The organism is Paenibacillus arenilitoris (assembly GCF_014705655.1).
Classification (GTDB): domain Bacteria; phylum Bacillota; class Bacilli; order Paenibacillales; family Paenibacillaceae; genus Pristimantibacillus; species Pristimantibacillus arenilitoris.
Genome location: NZ_JACXIY010000038.1, coordinates 56830 through 79347, shown reverse-complemented (window position 1 = coordinate 79347; position 22518 = coordinate 56830). Strand labels below are relative to the sequence as shown.

The 22518-nt window shown below is 55.6% G+C and carries 22 protein-coding genes and 1 pseudogene; 17 read left to right on the top strand and 6 right to left on the bottom strand.

Features of this window, described 5'->3' with window-relative positions; all coding sequences use genetic code 11:
- The first annotated feature begins 296 nt into the window (after positions 1 to 296).
- From IDH41_RS25510 to IDH41_RS25485, 6 genes are all read left to right on the top strand, one after another.
- Positions 297 to 1190: an ABC transporter permease gene (locus tag IDH41_RS25510; protein WP_190866188.1), complete on the top strand. Its 894-nt coding sequence runs from the start codon at positions 297 to 299 to the stop codon at positions 1188 to 1190.
- 6 nt (positions 1191 to 1196) lie between these two features.
- Positions 1197 to 2093, top strand: a complete 897-nt coding sequence (locus IDH41_RS25505) for a carbohydrate ABC transporter permease (RefSeq protein ID WP_190866186.1) — start codon at positions 1197 to 1199, stop codon at positions 2091 to 2093.
- Positions 2094 to 2165: 72 nt separating this feature from the next.
- Positions 2166 to 3860 carry a type 2 periplasmic-binding domain-containing protein gene (locus IDH41_RS25500; protein ID WP_190866185.1) on the top strand — a complete coding sequence of 565 codons (1695 nt, stop codon included), beginning with the start codon at positions 2166 to 2168 and terminating at the stop codon, positions 3858 to 3860.
- Between the two features lie 97 nt (positions 3861 to 3957).
- Positions 3958 to 5742, top strand: a complete 1785-nt coding sequence (locus tag IDH41_RS25495) for a cache domain-containing sensor histidine kinase (RefSeq protein ID WP_190866183.1) — start codon at positions 3958 to 3960, stop codon at positions 5740 to 5742.
- Complete coding sequence (locus tag IDH41_RS25490) at positions 5739 to 7379, top strand: response regulator (protein WP_223830060.1); 1641 nt, start codon at positions 5739 to 5741, stop codon at positions 7377 to 7379. Before IDH41_RS25495 ends, IDH41_RS25490 begins: the two co-directional genes overlap by 4 nt.
- Positions 7380 to 7399: 20 nt before the next feature.
- Positions 7400 to 10198: a glycoside hydrolase family 2 TIM barrel-domain containing protein gene (locus tag IDH41_RS25485; RefSeq protein ID WP_190866181.1), complete on the top strand. Its 2799-nt coding sequence runs from the start codon at positions 7400 to 7402 to the stop codon at positions 10196 to 10198.
- Between the two features lie 122 nt (positions 10199 to 10320).
- On the opposite strand, the gene IDH41_RS25480 is transcribed toward IDH41_RS25485, so the two are convergent.
- From IDH41_RS25480 to IDH41_RS25470, 3 genes are all read right to left on the bottom strand, one after another.
- Entirely contained in the window at positions 10321 to 10782 is a 462-nt protein-coding gene (locus IDH41_RS25480; RefSeq protein WP_190866179.1) for a DUF2269 family protein, read from the bottom strand.
- Positions 10783 to 10797: 15 nt separating this feature from the next.
- On the bottom strand, positions 10798 to 11526 hold the full coding sequence (locus IDH41_RS25475; RefSeq protein ID WP_190866177.1) for an NAD(P)-dependent oxidoreductase: 729 nt from the start codon (positions 11524 to 11526) through the stop codon (positions 10798 to 10800).
- Between the two features lie 176 nt (positions 11527 to 11702).
- Positions 11703 to 12035: a winged helix-turn-helix transcriptional regulator gene (locus tag IDH41_RS25470; RefSeq protein ID WP_190866175.1), complete on the bottom strand. Its 333-nt coding sequence runs from the start codon at positions 12033 to 12035 to the stop codon at positions 11703 to 11705.
- A gap of 193 nt (positions 12036 to 12228) precedes the next feature.
- Here IDH41_RS25470 and IDH41_RS31555 point away from each other — a divergent pair.
- From IDH41_RS31555 to IDH41_RS32230, 3 genes and pseudogenes are all read left to right on the top strand, one after another.
- A pseudogene (locus IDH41_RS31555) lies at positions 12229 to 12402 on the top strand (FAD-dependent monooxygenase); the annotation flags it as partial.
- A gap of 20 nt (positions 12403 to 12422) precedes the next feature.
- Positions 12423 to 12611 (top strand): hypothetical protein, encoded by a 189-nt coding sequence (locus IDH41_RS32300; RefSeq protein WP_449867066.1) that lies wholly within the window; start codon positions 12423 to 12425, stop codon positions 12609 to 12611.
- A 40-nt stretch (positions 12612 to 12651) separates the two neighbouring features.
- On the top strand, positions 12652 to 12798 hold the full coding sequence (locus IDH41_RS32230; RefSeq protein WP_190866173.1) for a TetR/AcrR family transcriptional regulator: 147 nt from the start codon (positions 12652 to 12654) through the stop codon (positions 12796 to 12798).
- Positions 12799 to 12924: 126 nt separating this feature from the next.
- On the opposite strand, the gene IDH41_RS25455 is transcribed toward IDH41_RS32230, so the two are convergent.
- Positions 12925 to 13308 (bottom strand): winged helix-turn-helix transcriptional regulator, encoded by a 384-nt coding sequence (locus IDH41_RS25455; protein WP_190866171.1) that lies wholly within the window; start codon positions 13306 to 13308, stop codon positions 12925 to 12927.
- 144 nt (positions 13309 to 13452) lie between these two features.
- Here IDH41_RS25455 and IDH41_RS25450 point away from each other — a divergent pair, with 144 nt between their 5' ends.
- From IDH41_RS25450 to IDH41_RS25435, 4 genes are all read left to right on the top strand, one after another.
- Positions 13453 to 14226, top strand: a complete 774-nt coding sequence (locus IDH41_RS25450) for an NAD(P)H-dependent oxidoreductase (protein ID WP_190866170.1) — start codon at positions 13453 to 13455, stop codon at positions 14224 to 14226.
- Between the two features lie 418 nt (positions 14227 to 14644).
- Entirely contained in the window at positions 14645 to 15385 is a 741-nt protein-coding gene (locus IDH41_RS25445) for an MBL fold metallo-hydrolase (RefSeq protein ID WP_190866168.1), read from the top strand.
- Between the two features lie 47 nt (positions 15386 to 15432).
- On the top strand, positions 15433 to 16014 hold the full coding sequence (locus IDH41_RS31550) for a CGNR zinc finger domain-containing protein (protein WP_223830059.1): 582 nt from the start codon (positions 15433 to 15435) through the stop codon (positions 16012 to 16014).
- Between the two features lie 152 nt (positions 16015 to 16166).
- Positions 16167 to 16847 (top strand): FAD-dependent oxidoreductase, encoded by a 681-nt coding sequence (locus IDH41_RS25435; RefSeq protein WP_190866196.1) that lies wholly within the window; start codon positions 16167 to 16169, stop codon positions 16845 to 16847.
- Between the two features lie 173 nt (positions 16848 to 17020).
- Here the strand turns inward: IDH41_RS25435 and IDH41_RS25430 are convergent, their stop codons facing one another.
- Positions 17021 to 17968: a DMT family transporter gene (locus IDH41_RS25430; RefSeq protein WP_190866167.1), complete on the bottom strand. Its 948-nt coding sequence runs from the start codon at positions 17966 to 17968 to the stop codon at positions 17021 to 17023.
- A gap of 166 nt (positions 17969 to 18134) precedes the next feature.
- Positions 18135 to 19484 carry an aminotransferase-like domain-containing protein gene (locus IDH41_RS25425; protein WP_190866165.1) on the bottom strand — a complete coding sequence of 450 codons (1350 nt, stop codon included), beginning with the start codon at positions 19482 to 19484 and terminating at the stop codon, positions 18135 to 18137.
- 155 nt (positions 19485 to 19639) lie between these two features.
- Here IDH41_RS25425 and IDH41_RS25420 point away from each other — a divergent pair, with 155 nt between their 5' ends.
- From IDH41_RS25420 to IDH41_RS25405, 4 genes are all read left to right on the top strand, one after another.
- Positions 19640 to 20320 (top strand): nitroreductase family protein, encoded by a 681-nt coding sequence (locus IDH41_RS25420; protein ID WP_190866163.1) that lies wholly within the window; start codon positions 19640 to 19642, stop codon positions 20318 to 20320.
- A 150-nt stretch (positions 20321 to 20470) separates the two neighbouring features.
- Entirely contained in the window at positions 20471 to 20953 is a 483-nt protein-coding gene (locus IDH41_RS25415) for a MarR family winged helix-turn-helix transcriptional regulator (protein WP_223830058.1), read from the top strand.
- A 73-nt stretch (positions 20954 to 21026) separates the two neighbouring features.
- Positions 21027 to 22238 carry an ArsA family ATPase gene (locus tag IDH41_RS25410; protein WP_190866161.1) on the top strand — a complete coding sequence of 404 codons (1212 nt, stop codon included), beginning with the start codon at positions 21027 to 21029 and terminating at the stop codon, positions 22236 to 22238.
- Positions 22228 to 22488 carry a hypothetical protein gene (locus IDH41_RS25405; protein ID WP_190866159.1) on the top strand — a complete coding sequence of 87 codons (261 nt, stop codon included), beginning with the start codon at positions 22228 to 22230 and terminating at the stop codon, positions 22486 to 22488. The genes IDH41_RS25410 and IDH41_RS25405 overlap by 11 nt, the downstream gene beginning before the upstream one ends.
- The last annotated feature ends 30 nt before the right edge of the window (positions 22489 to 22518 follow it).

The window sequence follows — 22518 nt, the reverse complement described above, 5'->3', positions numbered from 1 at the left end:
AGCATCGGAAAGCCGTATGCGGGAAAACCGCACGTACGGTTTGATGAGGAGGGGCTGGTCACCCCAGCCCTTTACTCTACTAGCAGTCATCGCGGTACAAGCCTCCCGGCCGCGAGCGGCGCAGTCCATCCCGAGCCAGACCGGCCCGGAGGGAGTATGCGCCTAATCAAGCAGTCCATTCCAGCCTAAGCCGCTCCAAACCGGCCGGCACCTAATCAAAACGAAACAAAACCAATCGTTGTTGTATGGTTGCGCCCTCCGAATTCCTTTATCATGGAACAACGAGGAGGATGAATATGTACGCGAAGTTTTATAAATACCGCTATCAGTACTTGATGATTTTGCCGGGCGTCGTGCTGCTGTTCCTGTTCAGCTACATTCCGATGGCAGGCATACAGGTCGCCTTCCGCGACTTTCAGCTAGGGACCTCCATCTGGAGCAGCGCGTGGATCGGCTTCGACAATTTCGCTTTTCTTCAGGAGCCGCAATTTTGGACGGTCGTGAAGAACACGCTCTATATTTCCGTTCTGAAATTTATTTTCGGATTTCCGGCTCCGATCCTGCTGGCGCTTATGATCAACGAGGTGGCGAGCTCGGCTTTCAAGCGGTTCGTGCAATCGGTCAGCTACTTGCCTCACTTTTTCTCCTGGATCGTCGTCGCCTACATTTTGCAGTCGTTTCTGACGATGGACGGCGGGCTTGTGAACGATCTGATCCAGAAGATGGGCAACGAGCCGATTTTCTTCCTGGGCTCGACGGAATGGTTCAGACCGCTCGTCGTCTCCAGCGGACTTTGGAAGGAGACGGGCTGGAACACGATTTTGTATCTGGCCGCCATTACGACGATCGATCCGCAGCTCTATGAAGCGGCGAAGGTCGAAGGGGCGGGGAAGATGCAGCAGATTCGCCACATTACGCTGCCGGGCATCCTGCCGACGATTTCGATCGTGCTGATCCTCAGCATTCCGAGCCTGATTACGGTCGGGATGGAACAAATCTATCCGCTCATGAACTCCGCGAACATGGAGGTGGCGGACGTGCTCGATACGTATGTCCTCCGAAGCGGCTTGCAGCAAGGCTACTTCGGCATGGCGACGGCCATCGGCCTGATTTCGTCGGTGATCAGCCTGCTGCTTGTCGTCACGACGAACCGGCTATCGAGAAAAATAAACGGCGAGGGATTATGGTGATGGCGCATGAAACTAACCGCAGGTGAAAAAATTTTACAAACCGTCGTCGTCGTCCTACTGGCTTTGCTCTGCGTATCCGTCCTTTATCCGTTTCTGTACATGCTGGCGATTTCGCTGAACGACGGCGCGGACGCGGCCAGAGGGGGCGTCTACCTGATCCCCCGGGACCTTACTTTCATTAACTACGAAATCGTGCTCGGCAACGAGGTCATCCGGAATTCGTACCTGATCACGATCGCCAGAACGGTGGTCGGAACGATCGGCGGGCTGATCGTCACGCTGCTGATCGCGTACGGCTTGTCTTACAGGGGCTTGCCGCTTCGAAGCACGATTCTGTCCTACATTCTGATCACGATGCTGTTCAACGGAGGGCTCGTCCCGTTCTACATTCAATTGAACAATCTGGGACTGCTCAACACGTTCTGGGTTTACATTCTGCCGGGACTGTTCTCGGTCTGGAACATGTTCGTCATGCTGAAGTTCATTCAAGGCATACCGGAGGCGCTGATCGAATCGGCCGAGCTCGACGGGGCGGGCCCCGTTCGGACGCTGATGCAGATCGTCATCCCGCTGTCGAAGCCGATGCTCGCCGCCTTGGGGCTGTTCACGGCCGTCGGGCATTGGAACGACTGGTTCGCAGGCGCTTTCTTCGTAACCGATCAGTCGCTCATTCCGGTCCAAACGTTCCTGCAGCAGCTGCTGTCGGCTTCGGACATATCCGCGGTCCTAGGCTCGAATTCGAACCAGGAAGCGCTGGCCAGAAGCTCGCAGATGCAGAACATAACGCTCATGTCGATCAAAATGGCGGTCGTCATGGTCAGCGCCCTGCCGATTCTATGCGTGTATCCGTTCCTTCAGAAATATTTCGTCAAGGGCGTGCTCGTCGGCTCGGTGAAAGGGTAAGCAAGTACATTTCGTCAGGGTATAAGGCAATACTTATATACCAAATACAGAACAGACAGGGGAGTAGCAAACATGGGCTTCACAAAAAGAGGCAAAAGCTGGGTCGCTTTGACGCTGGCTATCATGCTGGCCGTTCTCGCCGCATGCTCGCAATCGGGGGGCGGCGAGGGAGCGAACAATGCCGATAACCAATCGGAGACGGGCTCCGAATCCGGCGGCTCGAGCGCGTTCGAGCTGTGGCTCGGCTGGTCGGCGACGATCAATAACGAGAGCCTGGTGCAGAAATACTGGAGGGAAACGGAGCCCGGCGTCGACGTCAAGCTCGAAGCGACGCAAGGAGACGCGATGACCGCCCTGAACCTGCGCATCAATACGGGCGGCTTCGAGGACGCGGCGATCTTCAACCGAAGCGAGACGGTCAAGAGCGCGATGGATCGTTCCAACCTCATCATGCCGCTTGAGCAATACTTCGACATGCCGGACAAATATCCGGGGCTGGCTTCGATTCCGAAGCCGTATCTGGAACGCATGAAGGATGCGGACGGGCACATCTGGTCCATTCCGACCTGGTTCGACCAGAACCCGGACGATCCGTGGCCGGGCTGGTCGTCGATGACCTGGGCGGTGCGTACCGATATCGTGGAGAAGGCGGGCATGAAGCTGGAAGACTTGGCGACGCTCGAGGGCGTCGAGACGTTCCTGCGGAAGGCGGCCGGGCTGAAGGACGAATCCGGCAAGGCGCTGCAGCCCCTCTCGTTCCTGATGGACCCGAACGATACGCTCGGTTATAATGACGAGAATGCCGTCTTGAGCGCCTTCGGCGTAACGACGGGCGGAGCGGGCATCGCGAAGAAGGGCGACGAGTTCGTCTTCGCGTACGACGATCCGAACTATAAAGCCGCCTATCAATGGATGAACAAAATGTACCGCGAGCAGCTGATCGACCCCGAGGTCGTGACGAACAAGAAAGAGCAGTACCAGGAAAGAAATAAATCCGGCCGCGTCGCGATGAACGTCGGCGCCTTCTGGAATATTCCGCCTACGAGCTGGGAGACGCTGGACGGTCCGACCGAACCGGCTTGGTATTACGAGGTCATTCCGTTCCCGAAAGTGGAAGGCGTCGAGGCGGTCGGCGTGAACCAGGTCGTCAACCCGTACCCGGGCTACGACGTTTACGTCAGCAAGGACACGAAAAATTTGGAGGCGATCCTGAAGTTTTTCGACTACGCGCTTCAGCCCAAGCCGGAGATGCAGCAGATCATTAACGAAGGACCGGCCGGCCAGTATTGGGATTGGGTCGACCAGCCGCTCGGCAAGTGGAAATTCACCGACGAGGCGTACAAGGAGGACCGGAATTCGGGCGACCAGGCGCTTAAGGCGAAGGTTACGCCGGAGCTGTACATGATTTCGTCCTTCAGCAATACGTGGTATCCTTGGTGGAACACCGCCGAAGCGGACAAGGCCGGAGCGGCCAAGACGACCAAGTTCACGGAAGCGATCGGCCAAATGGGCGGCGTGCGCGCGGCGCATTCCTACGATCTCGTACCGGTGAAGCAGGGTGGGCTCTGGGAGAAATATACGCCGGAGCTGGAGAACATCCGCAAGGAATACCGGGCCAAGCTTCTGATGGCGAAGGACGACAAAGCGTTCGAAGACGCCTGGAACGCGTTCCGGGACGCGCTGGAGAAGCGCGGCCACTGGACCGAACTGAAGCAGGAATGGCAAGAGTCCTATCAAGCGGACATCGAGACTAACGGCGAGTTTTAAAGCATAGGAAGGAGCAGCCCCTTTAAGAAGGGGTTGCTCCGTTTGTCATTCGATTGGACATTAAGCGCGAGGGGTTCATGGACGGGAGGAAGTCTTCATGGTAAAGCAACAGCTGGAGAAATGGATCATACGCATGACCCGCACCATGAACCTGAGGGGCAAGTTCGTTCTGCTGTACGGTCTCATCGTGTTCATTCCGACCGTCCTGCTGGCCGTGGGGGCGGGTTATTTGGCGCTTCACAGCGCCCGGGCGAACTATATGCTGACGATCGAGGAGGCGGTTCGCCAAAGCGCCCAGAGCATCGCGTTCAAGAAGCAAAGCTACGATCTGCTCGCCACCCGGACGGCAACCGACGGCGAGCTGATCTCGCGGCTGTCCCGCGACTACACGAACATGTTCGAGACGCTGGAAACGGTGCAGTACGTGGACCGCTCCTTCGAGAATACGGCCAGATATTTGCCGGGCATCGAGGATTTCCGGATTTATCATGCGAACCCTACGCTCGTCCAGGACGGCGGATTGCTGTGGAAGCCCGATCTGTCGGGACCGGAAGTGAAGGCGTGGTTCGACCGGACGATCGCGTCGCCCGACGCGCTGACCTGGTCGAACGCCGCGAACGATAAGCGCAAGCTCGTCGTCACCCAAAAAATCCTCAATAAATACGGAGAAAGCTACGGCATCGTATACCTTCTGCTGGATTATAACGACGTATTCGCGGAGCCGTTCAACAATCCGTTCAGAGGCGCGGGCGAGCTGTATATCGTGGATGAGAACAACAAGCGCATCATCGCCTCGTCCGAGCCGGGCGAGATCGGCGATCTTCTCGAGGGCTCCACGCTGCAGCGCTACTGGGACGAGCCGGATGCGGCGGAATCGGCGGTCGGCGGCAAGCTGCTCATCAAGACCGAGCTGAATTCCGGTTGGACAGTCGCCGCCCTCGTGCATCTCGATCAGATGGAGGTGCAGTCCAGACGGATTTTTCTCCTGGTCGGCGCCGGGCTCGCCTTCTTCCTAATACTGTCCACGTTCCTGATCATGACCGTTCTGAAAAACATCGTCTGGCGCATCCGCAAGCTGGGCACCCGCATGACCGATATTTCGCAAGGCGATTTCGAGGTGACGGTGAAGAACAGGGACCGCGACGAGCTGGGCGAGCTCGAGCTGCTGTTCAACGATATGTCGGGGCGGCTCGGCAAGCTGGTCGAGGAAATTACGCAGGCGAATCTGAAGGAGCGCGAGCAGTCGTTCAAGGCGCTGCAGGCGCAGATCAATCCCCATTTTATTTATAATTCGCTAAGTCTGGTGCGCTGGCGGGCGATGGATATGCAGGACAAGACGCAGGTCCGCATTATCGACGCGATGACGACGTTCTACCGGCTCGCCTTGAACAACCGGGACAACGTGACGAGAATTCGCGAGGAGATCGAGCATCTGAAGGCGTATGTCGAAATCCAGCAGCTGCGTTATCCGGACCGTGTCACTGTGGAGTGGCTGGCGGAGCCCGACGTGATGGAGCTGTACACGATCAAGCTGCTGCTGCAGCCGATCGTCGAGAACTGCTACTTGCACGGCAATATTATGAAAACGCCGGACGCCGTCATACGGATTATCGTGTTCCGGTTGGACGATTACGTCCATTTCGAGATCCACGACAACGGCAAGGGCATTCCGCCGGAAGCGTTGGAGCAGATTCGCAAAGGCCGGTATGCCGGAACGAAGAACGGATTCGGCATGAACAATATCCGGGAGCGGCTGAAGCTGTATTTCGGCGCGGAGGCCCGATTCGAAATCGATAGCGCAGAGAACGAATGGACGGTCGTCTCGATCCGAATTCCCGCGTGCGAGGATCGTCCCGAGAGAATACGAGGTGAAGAAGGATGATTCAAGCGTTGATCGTCGATGACGAACCGATGCAAATTCAGGGGCTTATCCGTCACATCGATTGGGAGAAGCTCGGCTACGCCCCTCCCTTGACGGCCGAGTCGGGGGAGGAGGCGCTCGCGGCGTTGACGAGCATGTCCGTCGACGTCCTCATCACGGACGTCTCGATGCCGGGGATGACGGGGATCGAGCTGCTCGCGAGGCTGAAGTCGGATTACCCGCGTCTCGGATCGCTCCAGACGCTTATGATCAGCGGATACGACGAGTTTGAATTCGTGCAGGAGGCCATCCACCTCGGCGCCAAAGCTTACGTGCTGAAGCCGATCAAGACGGAGGAGATGGAGGAGAAGCTGCTGGCGTTCCGCGGGGCGATCGAGAAGAAGAACCGGATCGAGCGCGAGACGACGGCGCTGAAGGAGAAGGTGACCGGCAGCCTCGACGTCCTGCAGGACCGGTTCGTGAACGATCTGATCGAAGGGCGCGCGCAGACGGAGCAATTCGAGGAATCCTGGAGCCGCTTACTGGATCTGCCTTCGGCGGAGGGGCAGGGGACGGAGCAGGAGCGGGAGCGTCATATTCGCCTGTTCCTGTTCGTCTGCGACCGGCTTCATGCCGCGCAGCTTGAGGACGCGAGGCAGCGCATCCTGCTCAGCGACGGCTTGATGCGGGCCGTTAAGGTCGGCATGGCGGAATTCCCGAACCTGTACATCGGAAGAACCGGGGCGGACGAGGTGGCCGTCATTCATCTGAACGGCACGCCGAGCGACCGGGCGAAGACGGAGAAGCAGTTCTCGTTCGTGCAGGACGTCACCCGCGAGCAATTCGACGTCTCGGTCACGATCGGAGTCAGCCGGGCATGCGGGAGATGGGACGAGGTATCGCTTCTGTACAAGGAAGTGAAGCATATGGCGGCCAAGGCGAGATTGGGCGGAGGCGGGCTCGTCCATTACTTCGACCAGACCGAGGCGACCGATTATCGCGAATTTCAATTGAACCAGGAGGATATCCCGGAGATCGTCCGTCTGCTGGAGGCGGGCGAGGGCGATCTTGCGATCGCGCATTTCAACCGTATTTTCGACCTGCTGCTCATTCGGGACGCCGCTTCCTTCTCCTACGTGCAGGCTTTCGGCATGGGGCTTATCAGCGAGCTGGCGCGGAAGTTCAAGCGGCCGAAGGAGGCGGACGGCGACATGACGATCGAGATGTGGCAGAGGCTGATCGCCTGCACCGGCAGCGAGGAGGTCCGGGAGGTCGTGCTTGCTTACATCGACCGTTACGGCCGGCTGGGCCGCAAGGAGCAGGCCGCGCAGCAGCACCATCTGATCGCCCGAATCGAACGTTACATCGAAGAGCGGCTGCGGGACAACGTAACCGTGAAGCAGCTGGCCGAGCAATTTCAGCTGAACGCGAGCTATTTGAGCGTGCTGTTCAAGAAGGAGACGGGCAAGACGCTCTCCGATTTCGTGCAGGAGACGCGGATGAACAAGGCCAAGGAGCTGCTGAAGGATCCGAATATTAAAGTGTACGAGGTCGCGGAGCAGGTAGGGTTCCAGACGACCGCGTATTTCTCTTATTTGTTCAAGAAGGTGACGGGCTTCGGGCCGCAGGAATACCGGGATTACCATTACGGGAAATAGAAAGGAAGAGGGGCGGACATATGCTTGAGAAAATCGGACTGGACGGAACTTGGCAGCTGCAGCTGGACGGCGGGAAGCGGGGGGTAACGCTACCGTACCGGGATACGATCGAATTGCCGAACACGACGTCGCATGCGGGCAAAGGGGAGAAAAACGAATCGGCGCTGATCGGCGCGCTGACGGACGAATACGCGTTCGAAGGCTACGCCTGGTTCGAGAGGGTGATCGACGTTCCGGAGCGTCTCGCGGGCAAGCCCTGCCACTTGTTCCTGGAACGGACGCGGGTAACGACGGTATGGATCGACGGACGGGAGATCGGCACGCGGAACAGCCTGAGCACCCCGCATCGCTATGAGCTGGCGGACGGGCTTGAGAAGGGCAGGCATACGGTGACGATTCGCGTGGACAACACCTCCTATCCGACCAAGGGCGGCCATCTGACCTCGGCCGATACGCAGACGAATTGGAACGGCATAACCGGCCGGATGGAGCTTCAGTTCTACGGCGAGGCTTACCTCAGCAACGTGCAGGTTTATCCGAAGCCGGCGGATCGGGCCGTGGTCGTCAAGGCGGAGCTGATTGGCGACGGCTCAGGGAAGCGCGTGGCCGTATCGGCGGAGAGCTTGACCGGCGGGCAAGCGATCGGCGAGCAGGTATTCGAGGCGAACGCGGATAGAGTCGAAGCTGCGTTCGCGATGGGGCGGGACGCGTTATTGTGGAGCGACGAGCATCCGCACCTGTACAAGCTGAAGATCGTCCTCCTGGGAGAGGACGGGGAGCGGCTGGATGCCGAAGAGCTGACGATCGGCTTGCGGGAATTCAAGGCGGCGGGCGACAAGTTCGCGATCAACGGGACGAAGACGCTGCTGCGGGGCAAGCACGACGGCCTGATCTTCCCGCTGACCGGCTACGCGCCGACCGACGTCGAGGAGTGGGTCCGCGTGCTCGGCATCGCGAAGTCGTACGGCATTAACCATTACCGGTTCCACACCTGCTGTCCTCCCGAGGCTGCCTTTGTCGCCGCGGACATGCTCGGCGTCTATATGGAGCCGGAGCTGCCGTTCTGGGGGACCGTCACCGACGACACGTACGAGAAGCATAATCAGGCGGAGCAGGATTACTTGATCGGCGAGGGCTACGCCATGCTCAGGGCGTTCGGCAATCATCCGTCCTTCGTCATGATGTCGCTCGGGAACGAGCTGTGGGGCAGCAAATCGACGCTGAACGATATATTGAAGGCGTACAAGGCGTACGACGACAGGCATTTGTATACGCAGGGCTCCAACAACTTTCAGTTCGTGCCGGATATTTTGGAAGAGGAAGATTTCTTCTGCGGCGTCCGCTTCTCGAAGGAGCGTCTGTTCCGGGGCTCCTACGCGATGTGCGACGCGCCGCAGGGGCATGTGCAGACCGACCGGCCGGGGACGATGAAGGACTATGACGAGCAGATCGTGCCGACGGCGCGGCGGGCGGAGGATGCTTCGACGGGCGGCGAGGCGATCATTCAGATTCAATACGGCACCGAGGCCAAGTCCGTGAAGGCGGAAGCGGCCGGCGAGGAGCTCATTCCGCGCATTCCGGTTCTGTCGCATGAAATCGGGCAGTACGCGTCCTATCCGAACTTCGACGAAATCGCCAAGTATACGGGCCCGTTGAAGGCGAGGAACTTCATGGCGTTCCGGGACCGTCTCGAAGCGAAGGGGATGGGGCATCTGGCGGACAGGTTCTTCGAGAGCTCGGGCAAGCTCGCGGTCGCCTGCTACAAGGAAGAGCTGGAGGCCGCGTTCCGCTCCAAGCGGCTGGCGGGCTTCCAGCTGCTGGACCTTCAGGACTTCAGCGGGCAGGGGACGGCGCTCGTCGGCATACTGGACGCGTTCATGGATTCGAAGGGGTTCGTCTCGCCCGAAGAGTGGCGCACCTACTGCTCGGATACCGTGCTGCTCGCCCGCTTCGAGAAGTATAACTACGAAGCCGGGGAGCGCTTCGAAGCGCGGATCGAGTTAAGCCGGTACCGGGAAGACCCGCTGGCAGCGGGCGAGCTGCAATGGGAGCTGCGAAGCGATGACGGGCGGTTGGCGCACGGTGCGGCGGCATTCTCGCCGGGCGCCGGGGAGAACCATATCGGCATTTGCGACATCCGGGTGTCCATGCCGAGCGTCGCCGCGATGACGAAGGCGCTGCTGTCCCTGTCGATTCCGGGCACGGACGTCTGGAAGACGTACGACCTTTGGATTTATCCGAAGGAGGTTCAGGTCGATCTGGCGGGCATGCCTCTGTTCACGGAGCTCACGGACGAAGCGGTCTCCTTGCTCGAGCAAGGAGGGGACATTCTTCTCCTGCCGCGTCCGGACCGCGCGTCCCGTTCGATCGAAGGGACCTACTGCACGGATTTCTGGTGCTACCCGATGTTCCGCTCCATCTCCGAGAGCATGAACAAGCCGGTGCCGGTCGGGACGATGGGCTTGCTCATCGACAACGCGCATCCGGCGCTCATGCGCTTCCCGAGCGAGTCGCATTCCACGTACCCGTGGTGGAGCATCGTGTCGGCTTCCCGCTCCGTCATCCTGGACGACATGCCGCGACAGCTGGAGCCGATCGTGCAGACGATCGACAACTTCGAGCGGAACCACAAGCTCGGTCTCCTGTTCGAGTGCCGCGTCTTGAGGGGCCGCGTCCTCATGGGCGCGCTGGATTGCGAAGCGATCCTGGAGACGCCGGAAGGCCGGCAGTTTCTGCACAGCGTGACCGAGTATATGCGATCGGACGAGTTCCGGCCGAAGGCGGAGGTCGGGCTGGACGAGCTGAGAAGCCTTTTCTAAATAAGCCGAAATAAACAGCGGCAGGCCGGGACTTGTAGAGTCCTGGTCTGCCGCTGTTGTATTGTGCTAACGTTCTTCCCGGTTCTTGCTGTCCCAGACCACTTTTGCCCCCATCGGCTTCTTTAGAATGGCTTAAGGATCATAAGTACGGTTATGGCAATCATAAGCAGCTGTGACGCCGTCTCGATGGGTACGATCTTTCTCATCAATCGACCGAGCTCGGAGGGGATTTCATCCCCTTTGCTTTGACTTATGGATACAAGCTCCATGATCCTTTTCATCCGCGGCCCGATCAATCCCTCGATCGTGGCGACCATGAGCAGCGATAGAAGGATCGATAGATTTAGCCACATTTGGGACAAACCCGTCTTCGTTATGATCATAAGCCAAACCCCGGTAATAATCAGTACGGCTCCGCCGATTTTAGGCAGGATGGCAAGCTTGTTCGTTACATCGAAAGCAAAGAGCAGCTGGCCGACGGTTCTAGCGGACCTTCGAATGACGGGTGCCACGATAGCGGGACCGATTACCGCGATAGAAGCCAATAGGTGCAAAACGAGGATCCATCCAAACAAACTCACCATCTCCCTTATTGCTCCTTAGCATACCGGAATCTCGCTTTGATAGGCGAGTCCGACCCTTTTCCTCTTAAAAGGCCCTCCGAGCCCGATATGGTCCAGCATGCATTTCACGACATCATCATAAGCAACATCCAGCTCTTGGAGCCGACTGAACAAGTAACCGGCTAGATCGGCCTCGGATAATTCCTTGATCGTCTCCGGAATGGATAGGGGCAAGGTTTCCGTTGCTACATGCAGACGAACCGACGCCGGAGGTTCAATCGAATCCATCATCGTTCCCGGACACATCATTGACCAATCAAGCTCAGAGCGCAGCAGCCGTTCAAAATTCCGGTTGTGAGTTTTATACGCAGGCGGGAATCCGGGCAGATTGTTGCCAATGAGATCGGTATATGGAATATCCAGCAGGCCGGCACCTCCCATTACCCATACCCTCCCGGAAAAACCGGGGTGGATTTCGCATTGGCTTATAATGTTATCAACGAGACGAACGAACTCCTCTCCTTGACCTGCATGGCCGGCGGCAATAATAGCGGCGTCTTGATGCGAGAGCGCCTCGCCGACGCTTACCGGGTTTAGGATATCGTCCACGATCACCTTCACCTGTGTGGCGGAACGCTCTCCTTGCTGTCCATAAAACTTCTCGGGGTTTCGCACGAATGCGGTCATTTCATGTCCCAATTTACACCCTTGCTCCAGCGCTCTTCTCCCCGTATTTCCCGTTGCTCCGAAAACAATAATTTTCATCGTTTTTTCCTCCTTTATAATGGACTCCCGATATCTGGATCGACTCAAGCGTAGCATCGTTTGAAAGTCTTGATAAGAACCCACTTTAAAGTAGGGTCCTTACTTAAAAGTAAGCATTAAACAGCAAAAGCCGCCAGGGAAAATCCCGTGGCAGCTTTTGTTAGGAGTTATTGGCTTTAAGAAGCCGATTCCTCATATTTCCGCTTATTATGGTTTTCTCCCCAAGCACACATGACTTCTGCTACGGGAATCAATGTTTTACCATATTCGCTAAGGGAATATTCTACTTTTGGAGGGACGGTGGGGTAGACCGTTCTATCGATGATGCCCTCTCGTTCCAAGTCCCGCAGATGCTGCGACAGCATTTTTTGAGAAACATCAGGTATAAGCTTTTCCAGATCGTTGAATCGCTTATTGGATTGGATCAATTGCCATAAAATCATTGGTTTCCATTTGCCGCCTAGAACATGAATGATGGTCTCCACCGGACATTCCACATGATGAATCATTGATCAATCATCCCCTTCCCTTGAAGTAAGCTCATTATCCTAAAGTATACACGAAAATGTTTTCTTTCTCAGTATCGGCTTTTTCTCCTGTATTCGGTTGGGCTGAAGCCTGTTTTTCTCCTGAACAAATTGGAGAAGTCGTGGGGCTCGGCATAGCTAATCCGGTAAGCGATTTCACTTACACGGACGTGTCATTCTTGCGGGCGATGCTGCCCATATTCATTCGCCCATCGGGGCGCAGGGCATGAATACCGGTATCCAGGATGCCTTTAATCTGGCATGGAAGCTGGCTCTCGTATCAGCAGGCCGGGCGCCAGAGACACTTCTCGACAGCTATGAGGCAGAACGGGAACCGGTCGGTAAAGCGCTTGTTCAGGGGGCGGAACGATTTACCCGTATCGCGTTGCTGGATCATACGATTCCTATTGCGATTCCAGCGGGAGCCTACATCAACTTTATGGATTTCAAGATGGAGGACTTGCGCTCATCCGGCCAGACGGTTATATCGCCTTCCTCTCCCATTCCGTTTCCGCCGACGGGCTGCTAAGTTATTTGAGAAAAATCTTTACCTTGTGACAGATTCATTACGTGACGACTTGGAGGCTATCGAACATCCATGCAGGGAGATAAAACAAGAGAGAAAATCATTGCGTTCGCAACAATGCACTTTTTCACATTCGGATATTCAAAAGTTTCAACGGAAGACCTTGTATCGGGACTTGCGATGAGCAAATCGACCATGTATAAATACTTTCCCAGATAAATAGCTTCTTCACCCCCGTGGAGGCGTGGAGGCTCGAGTCCTCTCTTCTGCACCACTTACACGACCCCGAGAAGCCTTGGTATTCAAGGTTTCTTTTTTGTTTTGTCCGGTTTTATCGGGTTTCGTTTATTGGTCTTCTTTATCCTGCACTGCCTTTTGCAGCCGTATATCGTCAACTCTGTTCTTGTAGATTATTCCCCATTTCTTCATATCAAGGATGATCGGCTTCAACGTCACTCCGAATTCAGTCAGCGAGTATTCCACTTTAGGAGGCACCTGTTTATAAACTTCGCGGTGAATAATGCCATCCCGTTCAAGCTCACGGAGCTGCAAAGTAAGCATAAATTGCGTCAGTCCCGGATAGAGCCGCCGGAATTCACTGAATCTCTTCGGGCCATCGATAAGATGAAACAAAATGATCGCTTTCCATTTTCCCCCGATGACATCCAAAGTCGTTTCGACAGGACACACTTCCACCCTCGCTACGAGCTTTTTTTTGCGATCTCCCATAGCCATGACCCTCCATTAGTTTGATTTTTAATACTATATTATAAAATTATGCGTACTTTTCTAAATTCAATATTCATTTTAATATAACACTCATACGGCACTTATATAAAGCGTCGTAAGGCAATACAAAGGGAGAGTGGAGTCATGTCAAAGAAGGTATTGATTGTTTATGCGCACCCTGAGCCCACTTCGTTAACTAGCCAGTTCGTTGAGACGACTGTGCAAACACTTCAGGAGCAAGGGCACGAAGTCATGTTGTCCGATCTGTACGGTATGCACTGGAAGGCAGTGTTCGATGAACGCGACTTCCCGGCCAGAGCTAATCCCGATCGATTGTCCTTCGTGATAGAGTCGGGGCACGCTTACTCGACTGGCCAACAGACGGCAGACGTTACATCGGAGCAGCAGAAGCTGCTTACCGCCGACGCCTTGATATTCCATTTTCCGCTTTGGTGGTTTAGTATGCCAGCCATCCTCAAGGGCTGGGTGGACCGGGTGTTTGCTTATGGGTTGGCTTATGGCTACAAAGATGAAGGTAATCGCTATCGTTACGGCGATGGTGGCTTGAAAGGAAAGCGGGCAATGCTGTCAGTGGCCGTCGGGGGGCCGGAGATAGACTATTCGCCGCGAGGCATCAATGGGCCACTAGAGCAACTGCTGTTCCCTATCACCCACGGCACGCTTTACTTCTCCGGCATGGATGTGCTGCCCACCCATGCGGTCTACGGAACCGGTCGCATCACGGCAGCCGATGTAGACGCAGCGAAGGTAGCTTGGCGTTCACGTCTCGAGCATCTCTTCGAAGAAGAGCCCATCCCCTTCCGGTGTCAAAATGGCGGGGATTATCCGGACCGCCACGTACTCGGAAACCATGTCGCTGTTGGACAGACCGGATTGTTGGCTCACATTGCAGAATAGCGCAATGCCTCCGAAAAAGAAGGGTCAGTGGTTATCGGAATAGTGATCACCGCAAACTGAGGTTGTACCAGCGTACCTACTACCTCACTTTTTCCAAATCTAACACATAAAAATATTAAACAATAGAACAACCCTTATTGCGTTAAACTGCCCAATAGGGTAACGAAAAAGCAGCAGCCGATCTTTATGGCCGGCTGCTGCTGTCTGTATTGAGCTAACGTTTCCCGTTAGCTTAATGGCTAGAAGTGTTGCACTCCGCTATAACTGTGATCGCCGAGCCATATCTCATTAGCCTAACAAATTCCGTTTCATATAACCTCTTAAATTTATATTTACAGGTTATAAATATGGTGATATTATGATCTTATAACCTTTATAACAATTTTAATCAGGTTATAAATGAGGGGGAGGACTGTAAATGAACATTCAAAAATTGCCTTGGGCAGGTATTCGTATCGAAACAGGTGACATCGCGATTGTTATCGACCCAATTGCCCGCATTCTTGAGGAGTTCGGGGGCGCTCGTGAGCCCATGTATCCGATCAGCAATTTCGGCAAAGCTGATGCCTTATTGATTACGCATTTGCACGAGGATCATTTCGATCCGGCTGCGATAATTGAGGCTTACGGAGCTGCTATCCCAATCTATGTGGCAGCCGGATTGGAAGATGCCGTTCGGGCTGCAGGGTTGACGAATGTAATCGGCGTCGCAGTCCACTCAACTTTCGAGCTTAGTCGAGATGTGAAGGTGACCGCATTACCTTCCGTAGATGGTTTAGGCGACATCCAAGTCGCTTGGTTCGTCGAAGGAGCAGGACGTAAGGTTATTCATTGTGGGGATACCCTATGGCACGGTTACTGGTGGAGCTTTGCTCAAAATTACGGGCCGTTCGATGCAGCATGTTTACCGGTCAATGGTGCAGTGCTTGAGTTGCCGGGAATGATACCCACCGGGCAGCCCATCTGCCTGACACCCGAGCAGGCAATCGCAGCAGCCACGGTTCTCGGTGCCAAAACGCTTGTGCCTATCCACTATGGAACTATGCAATATCCGCCTATCTATAACGAAACCCCTAATATTGCCGCCCGCTTGGCGGCAGCTTCGGAAGTTCAATTGAATGTCAGCATGATAAAAACAATGGAAAAAATAACACTGTAATACGTTGCCGACAGCGTACAAAATCCCGTTACAGAGGAGCAGCATTCATGGAACAGAAAGTATTAACTCTTGGCGGTGCAGTATGGATCAATCTGGCTAATACGTTCGTGATGCAGGACAATCACAAAGTCGATGTTCTTGAAGAGTCGAATCACGTGCTACAGTGGCTTGAGGGGAATGGCTTGCTCGCAGGTGAACTTCCGGACGATCCTGGAATAGTCTCAATTCACGACACGCTAGTACATCTCCGGGACATTTGCATGGACGCGATCTCCGAACTGCACCGGGAAGGAGGCTTGTCCGATCGAACCTTTACCAGACTCGAGAGGAAGTCCGGCGAACTCGTTCTCGATGTTCGGTTGGAGCGGCAGAATGGTGTTCCTCATTTGATTCACGTAGGACGCAGCATGATGGATCGAATCAGTTATGCGGTATTGCATTCTCTGGTAGAAACACTTGCCCAATATCCCCCGGAACGGATACGCAAGTGCGAGCATGATTCCTGCATCCTTCATTTCGTGGATACATCCAAAAGTGGCAAACGCCGCTGGTGCAGTATGGACCTTTGCGGTAATCGCCAGAAGGCGGCTGATTTTTATGCCAGAAAAAAAGAGCGGTCTTGGAGTTGAACGGCATAATACAAGATTAGAGGTTTCATCTTTGTCGCCTTAAACCAATGCCACGACAGGTATGATGTTTCCGGTCTTGTTTACGATAATCTGACAGCTTCCCTGGCTCTCACCAACTGGCTACCGAAGAATGAACAATAGAGGTGAACGAGATGACATTCCTAAATAATTCTTTCGATTTCGCCGTGATCGGCGGGGGACTTACAGGATTGACGGCTGCCGTTTATTTGGCGAGAGCGGGGAAATCCGTCGTCGTGCTGGAAAAGGAAAACCAGCTCGGTCGGCAGTGGACCTATTGCGATGCGATGGATGTGATAAGTGCGGGTTTTGCGATCCGGCAAGGCCAACTTGCCGGAAAAGGTGTCTGGTATGTGGAAGGAGGTTGGCAGACCGTCGTCGACGATTTGCGCGATGCGGCGATCCATGCCGGAGCCTCCATTGTTACGGGTAAAGGTGCCAAGCATATACAGATTGAGAATGGCCGCGTACACGGCATCGAGCTATCGGATGGTAAAGAAATGAAGGTATCCGTCGTCATTGCGGCAACTGGGCCGGATGAGCTTTGCCGGCTCTTGCCGGGAGAGGCTCGACAATCGGTCGGCAGATGGAAAGAACAAGCGCAATCCGGACCCGTCACATTGAGCGATAATGGCGCGCTCGTTTTGCACGCGATGAGATATAACGACAACGATATTGGGAGAGATGCTCAAGCTGACAAGAAGGAGTTGACCGATCTTCTGGACCTTCTCGAGCCAGGCTGGGAAAAGGAGGTCGTTGCGATCCGATTTTCTCCGAACGTCCTTGTCAGCCACGATTCGCGCACGATACGCTGATACTTCCCATTCTGCATCCCATTGATTCGAACTTCCCATACCCCTTTTTCGACTCCCTCGCAAGCGCTTTTATTCGACTAATCTGCCGTTAGCTTAATGGCTGCGCTATTTACAGCCTTATTTTCATCTGTTGTCGGGTCGATGGTGCCATCCGCGTCTTTATTTGTTCTACCTTATCCGGCTTTTGCGCGATTTGTGTTCGGAACATGCCTCTTGCTCTTCTTCCCGAGGAGGTTGGTTCCCATGACGCCGGCAATAATAAGCGCAGAACCGGCGATGTGGTACGTGCGGACTTCCTCTCCAAGCAGAAGCGCGCCGGCAGCGATCGACACGATCGTCGATAGATTGGAGAAGACGCTCATTTTGGACGCTTCGATTCTGGATAAGGCATAGTTTGAACTAAGCGCCGTAACCAGCGTGGACAAGATGCCGAGATAGAGGATGGCCGCGATAAACGAACCGCTGGCAAGCGGAGCGAACAATCGATCGAGCGTTCCCGCGGTTGCATGTCCGGCAAGCGACGCGGCAAGGAAGCAAAGAAAGGCAATGCCCAGCATGACATACGTAATCTCCGCGGGACTGAACGATTTGAGCAGCCGCCTTGCGAACACGCTGTACCCCGCGACGGCCAGGCAAGACAGGAATAAGAGGATAATCCCCTTCATGTTGGACCAATCGATGCCGCTGCCCTTCATTATGATGATGAACAGGACGCCGCCGACCGACAGACAGATGGATAGCTTTTGCGGGAGCGTGGTCGTTTCTTTCAAAAACAGGAACGCCAGCAGCACGGTTAACACCGGCGTGAAGGCAAACAAAATGCCCCCTTCGCCGGATGTGGCATGCTGCAGGCCGTAGGATTGGAGCGTGAAAAAACCAAGCGGATACAGGGTGGCCAAGAGCAGCACCTTGCGGAGCTTCTTCCCGCGATAGTTCAAACGGACCCGGCCCAGCAGGACGGGAACGGACATGACGGCGAAGGATGCCGCAAACCGGAATGTCAGCGTATCCAGGGGCTCGGCGAATTCGAGCGCAATCTTCGTGAATAAAAACGAAAATCCCATGATCAAAGCATTCATTACCGCGCAAAGATAAGCAAGTGTCAATCCGGACGGATTCATCGGAGCCAAGCGCCCTCCTTATACGAAAGTGTCATGCTCGCGAACATGGAGCTGATACCTGCAATGGTAAAACGAATGGCGGATACCAACAACAACGAATATCCGGAACTGTGTCGATACAGTTGCTCCTACTCGCGAATGACGAAAGTGAAAAGGAGGGGCGACATTACTGCGGCGACCGGGCTGTCTGCCTCGCTTCTTCAATTATTTCCCGAACCCCTTCCTCGATTTGCTCCGGCCGCGCCCGTGAGATGCTGATCCGCAAAAACTTCTCCCGTTCGAGATAATTCGTTAAATAAAATCGTTTGCCGGAGACGACGAAGATGTCCTTTGCCGCGAGCCGTTCGATCAGCCGCTCAAGGTTGACCGTTTGAGGCAGCTTGAACGGCACGAACACGCCGAAGCGGACATCCGGTATTTCCAGCAAGTTTGCGCCGTTATGCCGCCGCGCGGCCTCGTTCAGAGCGCGGATCCGGGCCGCGTATTGGCTGCCTATTTTCCGTTTGTGCCGCTCGTACATGCCGTTCTTGATATACACTTCGAGCGCCGCCTGGGACAGCTGGGAGGCATCCGCATATCTTTTGTATGCATGGAACGTTCCCAGCAGCTTTTCCGGCAATACGGCGGCGCCGAGACGGAGTCCCGGGAAAATGATTTTCGAGAAGCTTTTCAAATAAACGACATGCGACGTGCCGTTATAGGCGTAAATCGGATCGAAGCCCGGTTCTTCGCCCAAATCGGCCATGTAATCGTCTTCTACGACGTATACGTCGTATTTGCTCGCCAGTCGGGCGATCGTCTTCCTCTCCTCCGCGCTGTACGAGGTGCCGAGCGGATTGTGGTACCTAGGCATGGTGTAGAAAAACTTGATTCCGCCCCGCCTGAATTTCTCCTCCAATTCCCGCATATCGATGCCTGCCGCCGTACGGGCGATTCCGCATACCGGAACGCCTTCCGCTTCGAGAAAACGCAAGTACAGATCGTAGCTCGGCTGTTCGACCAGAATAACCGAATTCCCGTTCGGAAACGGCATCTTCGCCAGTAATTCGAGCATCGGCGATATGCCCGACGTTACGACGATCCGCTCCGCTTTGGCGAATACTTGATCCGCGGCCAAATGGGAAACGAGCGTATGCCGAAGCGTCTGAAGCCCTTTCGAATCGCCGCACGTAAACAGATCGTGTTTGTACGTGTCCACCGCTTTGTTCAAGCAGTGCTGGAAATCCAAATACGGAAACACGCCCGGATCCGGCGACGCGGATGCGAAATCGATCGACTCGCTCTCCGCAGCGCCGGTCCGGCCCCCGGGCTTTTCCACCACGTAGTAACCGCTTTGAGCGATCGAGTAAACGGCGTGGCGTTTCGCAAGCTCCGCGTATGCCCGGGTAATCGTACTGACGCTGCACCCGTACAGCTTCGCTGCTTTTCGGACGGAAGGCAGTTTTTGACCCGAAACGAATTGCCCTCCGTCGATTTTTTGCTCCATATCGGAGAGTACGTCCTCATATCTTTTCATAACCGATCGCCTCTCTTTCTTCTAGCTATTATAGGACACTCGGCCGACTGTATCGATACACTTTTGAAAAAAGGCCATTGTTCCAAGCTGCAAAGCGAAATATGCTGTGAAGTAAAAGTCGGTACAAACGACAAATGCAAAGGAGTCGATCGAAAATGTCATCCGCCAGGCATACCGAGCCTTTCGCCTTATTCCGCGAACGTCATTCCGTCAGAAATTTTGACGCGGCGCACAAGCTTGGCGAACAAGTAATCAAGGAGCTTCTGGAGATTGCGGGCAGCGCTCCGTCGTCTTGGAATCTTCAGCACTGGAAGTTCATCGCCATTACCGAGGCGACCGCCAAGGAAAAGCTGCTTCCGATCGCGAACGGCCAGAAGCAAGTCGTCGACGCTTCCGTTACCGTCGCCGTACTCGGGGACCTGGAGGCCAGCCGAAATGCCGAAGCTGTATACGGACCCGTCATCCGGGCAGGGCTTGATGATAGTTACGCAGGCTATCATTCCCATCAACTCCTGTTCGCTCAAATCGAAGAGGCGTATGCGGTTGGCGAGACTACCTCCTATCGGCGCGACGAAGCGATTCGGAACGCCTCGCTGGCCGCCATGCAGCTTATGCTCGCCGCAACGGCGAAGGGGCTCGATTCCGGCCCGATGGTCGGCTTCGACGTCGATGCCTTCATCCAGGCGTTCCATGTCCCGCCGCGATATGTTCCGGTCCTTCTCGTTGCCGTCGGCAAGGCGGCGAAGCCCGCCCGGGCGACCTCCCGTTTCCCGGTGGAGCGGACGGTCGTCTGGAACGGGTTTGAGCCCGATCCGACAATTCCGGTGGAGGGCTAATCGTTCGCACGCTCGGGGAAAATCGCATCCAAGCAGGCTGCCGAACGACCGGCAGCCTGCCGCAAAATAATCCCCGCTTGCAAATGGTACGAAATCGTAGTATTATGATGGAAAACATACCCATATTAGATGAACCGGAGGACGCGGCCGATGATGGAACAGCTGCTGGAGCTATTTTTGCATAACGGTTTACGCCCTCTTGGCAATCTGTCCGAGACGAACGAGCTGGAGCGGAAAGTGAACCGTTCCGAGCTGACGGCGCTGGTCCTGCTCTATTATCGCGGACAATTGACGATGTCCGCGCTCGCTTCCGGGCTGGGGGTTCCGCTGAGCACGACGACCAGTCTGGTACAACGGCTGGTGCGCAAAGGGTTGGCGGAGAGAACCCAATCTACCTTGGATCAGCGCATTATGAATGTGGAACTGACCGCGGACGGACGGGAGCTGGCTTTGCAGGCAAAGTCGATCATGGAGAACATGCTGGCCCGCGTGCAGGCCGCGCTCAGCCAGGAGGAGCTGGAACAGTTTCTCGTCCTGGCCGTGAAGGTGGGCAAGGCGCTGCAGCAAGGCAACGATCAGCAAGCGAGCGGGCGCAAAGACGGGAAATTGCGCAAAATCGCGATCGACGATTAAGCGGAGGGCGGAAGCGGTACTTTTTTTTACGCAAATAGTACGAAATCGTAGTAAATGAAAGGAGGAATGAACGATGAGAATTATCATTTACACCGGGAAAGGCGGAGTCGGGAAAACGAGCGTCGCCGCCGCCACCGGTCTGCGCCTTGCCTCGCAAGGGTACCGCACGCTCGTCATGAGCACGGATGCGGCTCACAGCTTGTCCGACTCGCTGCAGCAGCCGCTGGGAAGCGAGCCGGTTCCGATCGGCGATCGGTTGTGGGGGCAAGAGGTGAACAGCTTGCTGGAGACGGAGAAGCACTGGGGAGCGGTCCAAAGCTGGCTGTCCGGCATCATGAGCTGGGCGAAGCTGAACGATGTCACGACCGAAGAAACGCTCATCTTCCCCGGTATGGAGGAGCTGTTCAGCCTCTTGCAGATCAAAAGCCATGCGCAGAGCGGAAGGTACGATGTGATCGTCGTGGACTGCGCGCCTACCGGGGAGACGCTCAGGCTGCTCAGCTACCCTAACCTGCTCAAATGGTGGGTGGAGAAGATCTTTCCGTATGAGCGCCGTCTGGTCAAGATGGTTCGGCCGATCGCCAAAGTGGTTTCCGGCGGCTTCGAGCTGCCCGACGAACGCGTCATGGACGGCATCGAGAACTTTGTCCGCGAGCTGGAGGAGCTTCAGGCGTTGATTGCGGATCACGAGAAGACGACGGTGCGGATGGTCATCAATCCGGAAAAAATGGTCATATCCGAAGCAAGACGGGCGTTTACTTACCTGAACCTGTTCGGCTTCAACACGGATGCCGTCATCGTCAACCGCGTCCTCCCCGCAGAAGCGGGTACCGGCTACTGGTCGGCGTGGCGGGACATCCACGCCAAGTATGAAGAGGAAATCCGCGCTTGCTTCAGCCCGCTGCCGATCTTCCGCATCCCGATGATGGAAATGGAGGTGCACGGGCTGCCGATGCTGAAGCGGATCGGCGATGCGGCCTTTGCCGGAAGCGATGCCGCGGCCGTGCTGTACCGGGGGAGAATTCAGGAGATTCGCAAGGAAGGCGATCGGTACGTTCTGGACCTTACTCTCCCCTTCATCGAGAAAGAGCAGCTGCAGCTCAGCGAGAAAGGCGACGAGCTGACCATCCAGGCCGGCCCTTACAAGCATAAGGTGCTATTGCCGCGGACGCTGCAGGGGCGGCCGATTACCGGAGCGCGATTCGCGGGGGAGAAGCTGTCGATCCGGTTTGGCGAGCGGGCTGCCGATAACGACACGGAAGAGGTGGAAGCAAATGGATCGTAACACGCGGTCGACTCTGGAAGCGATCGGCGACGTGCTGAACGGCCTGGACCACTTGCGCGAGACGATCATGGGGGATGTTGTCCCGGCGGAGGCGCTGCGGCATTTCCGTTCGTCGCGCCGGGAAGCGCTGCTCGGGCTGAGGAGCGTGTTGGATCGCTCCATCGAGCAGCTGGCCGAACGGCCTTCCCCGGATTCGCGGGCTTCGACGGGAAAGAAGTCCAGCCGTTCGGTCCCGATTTCCGATGAGTAGCTGATTTTACCATCCATAACATTCATTGGA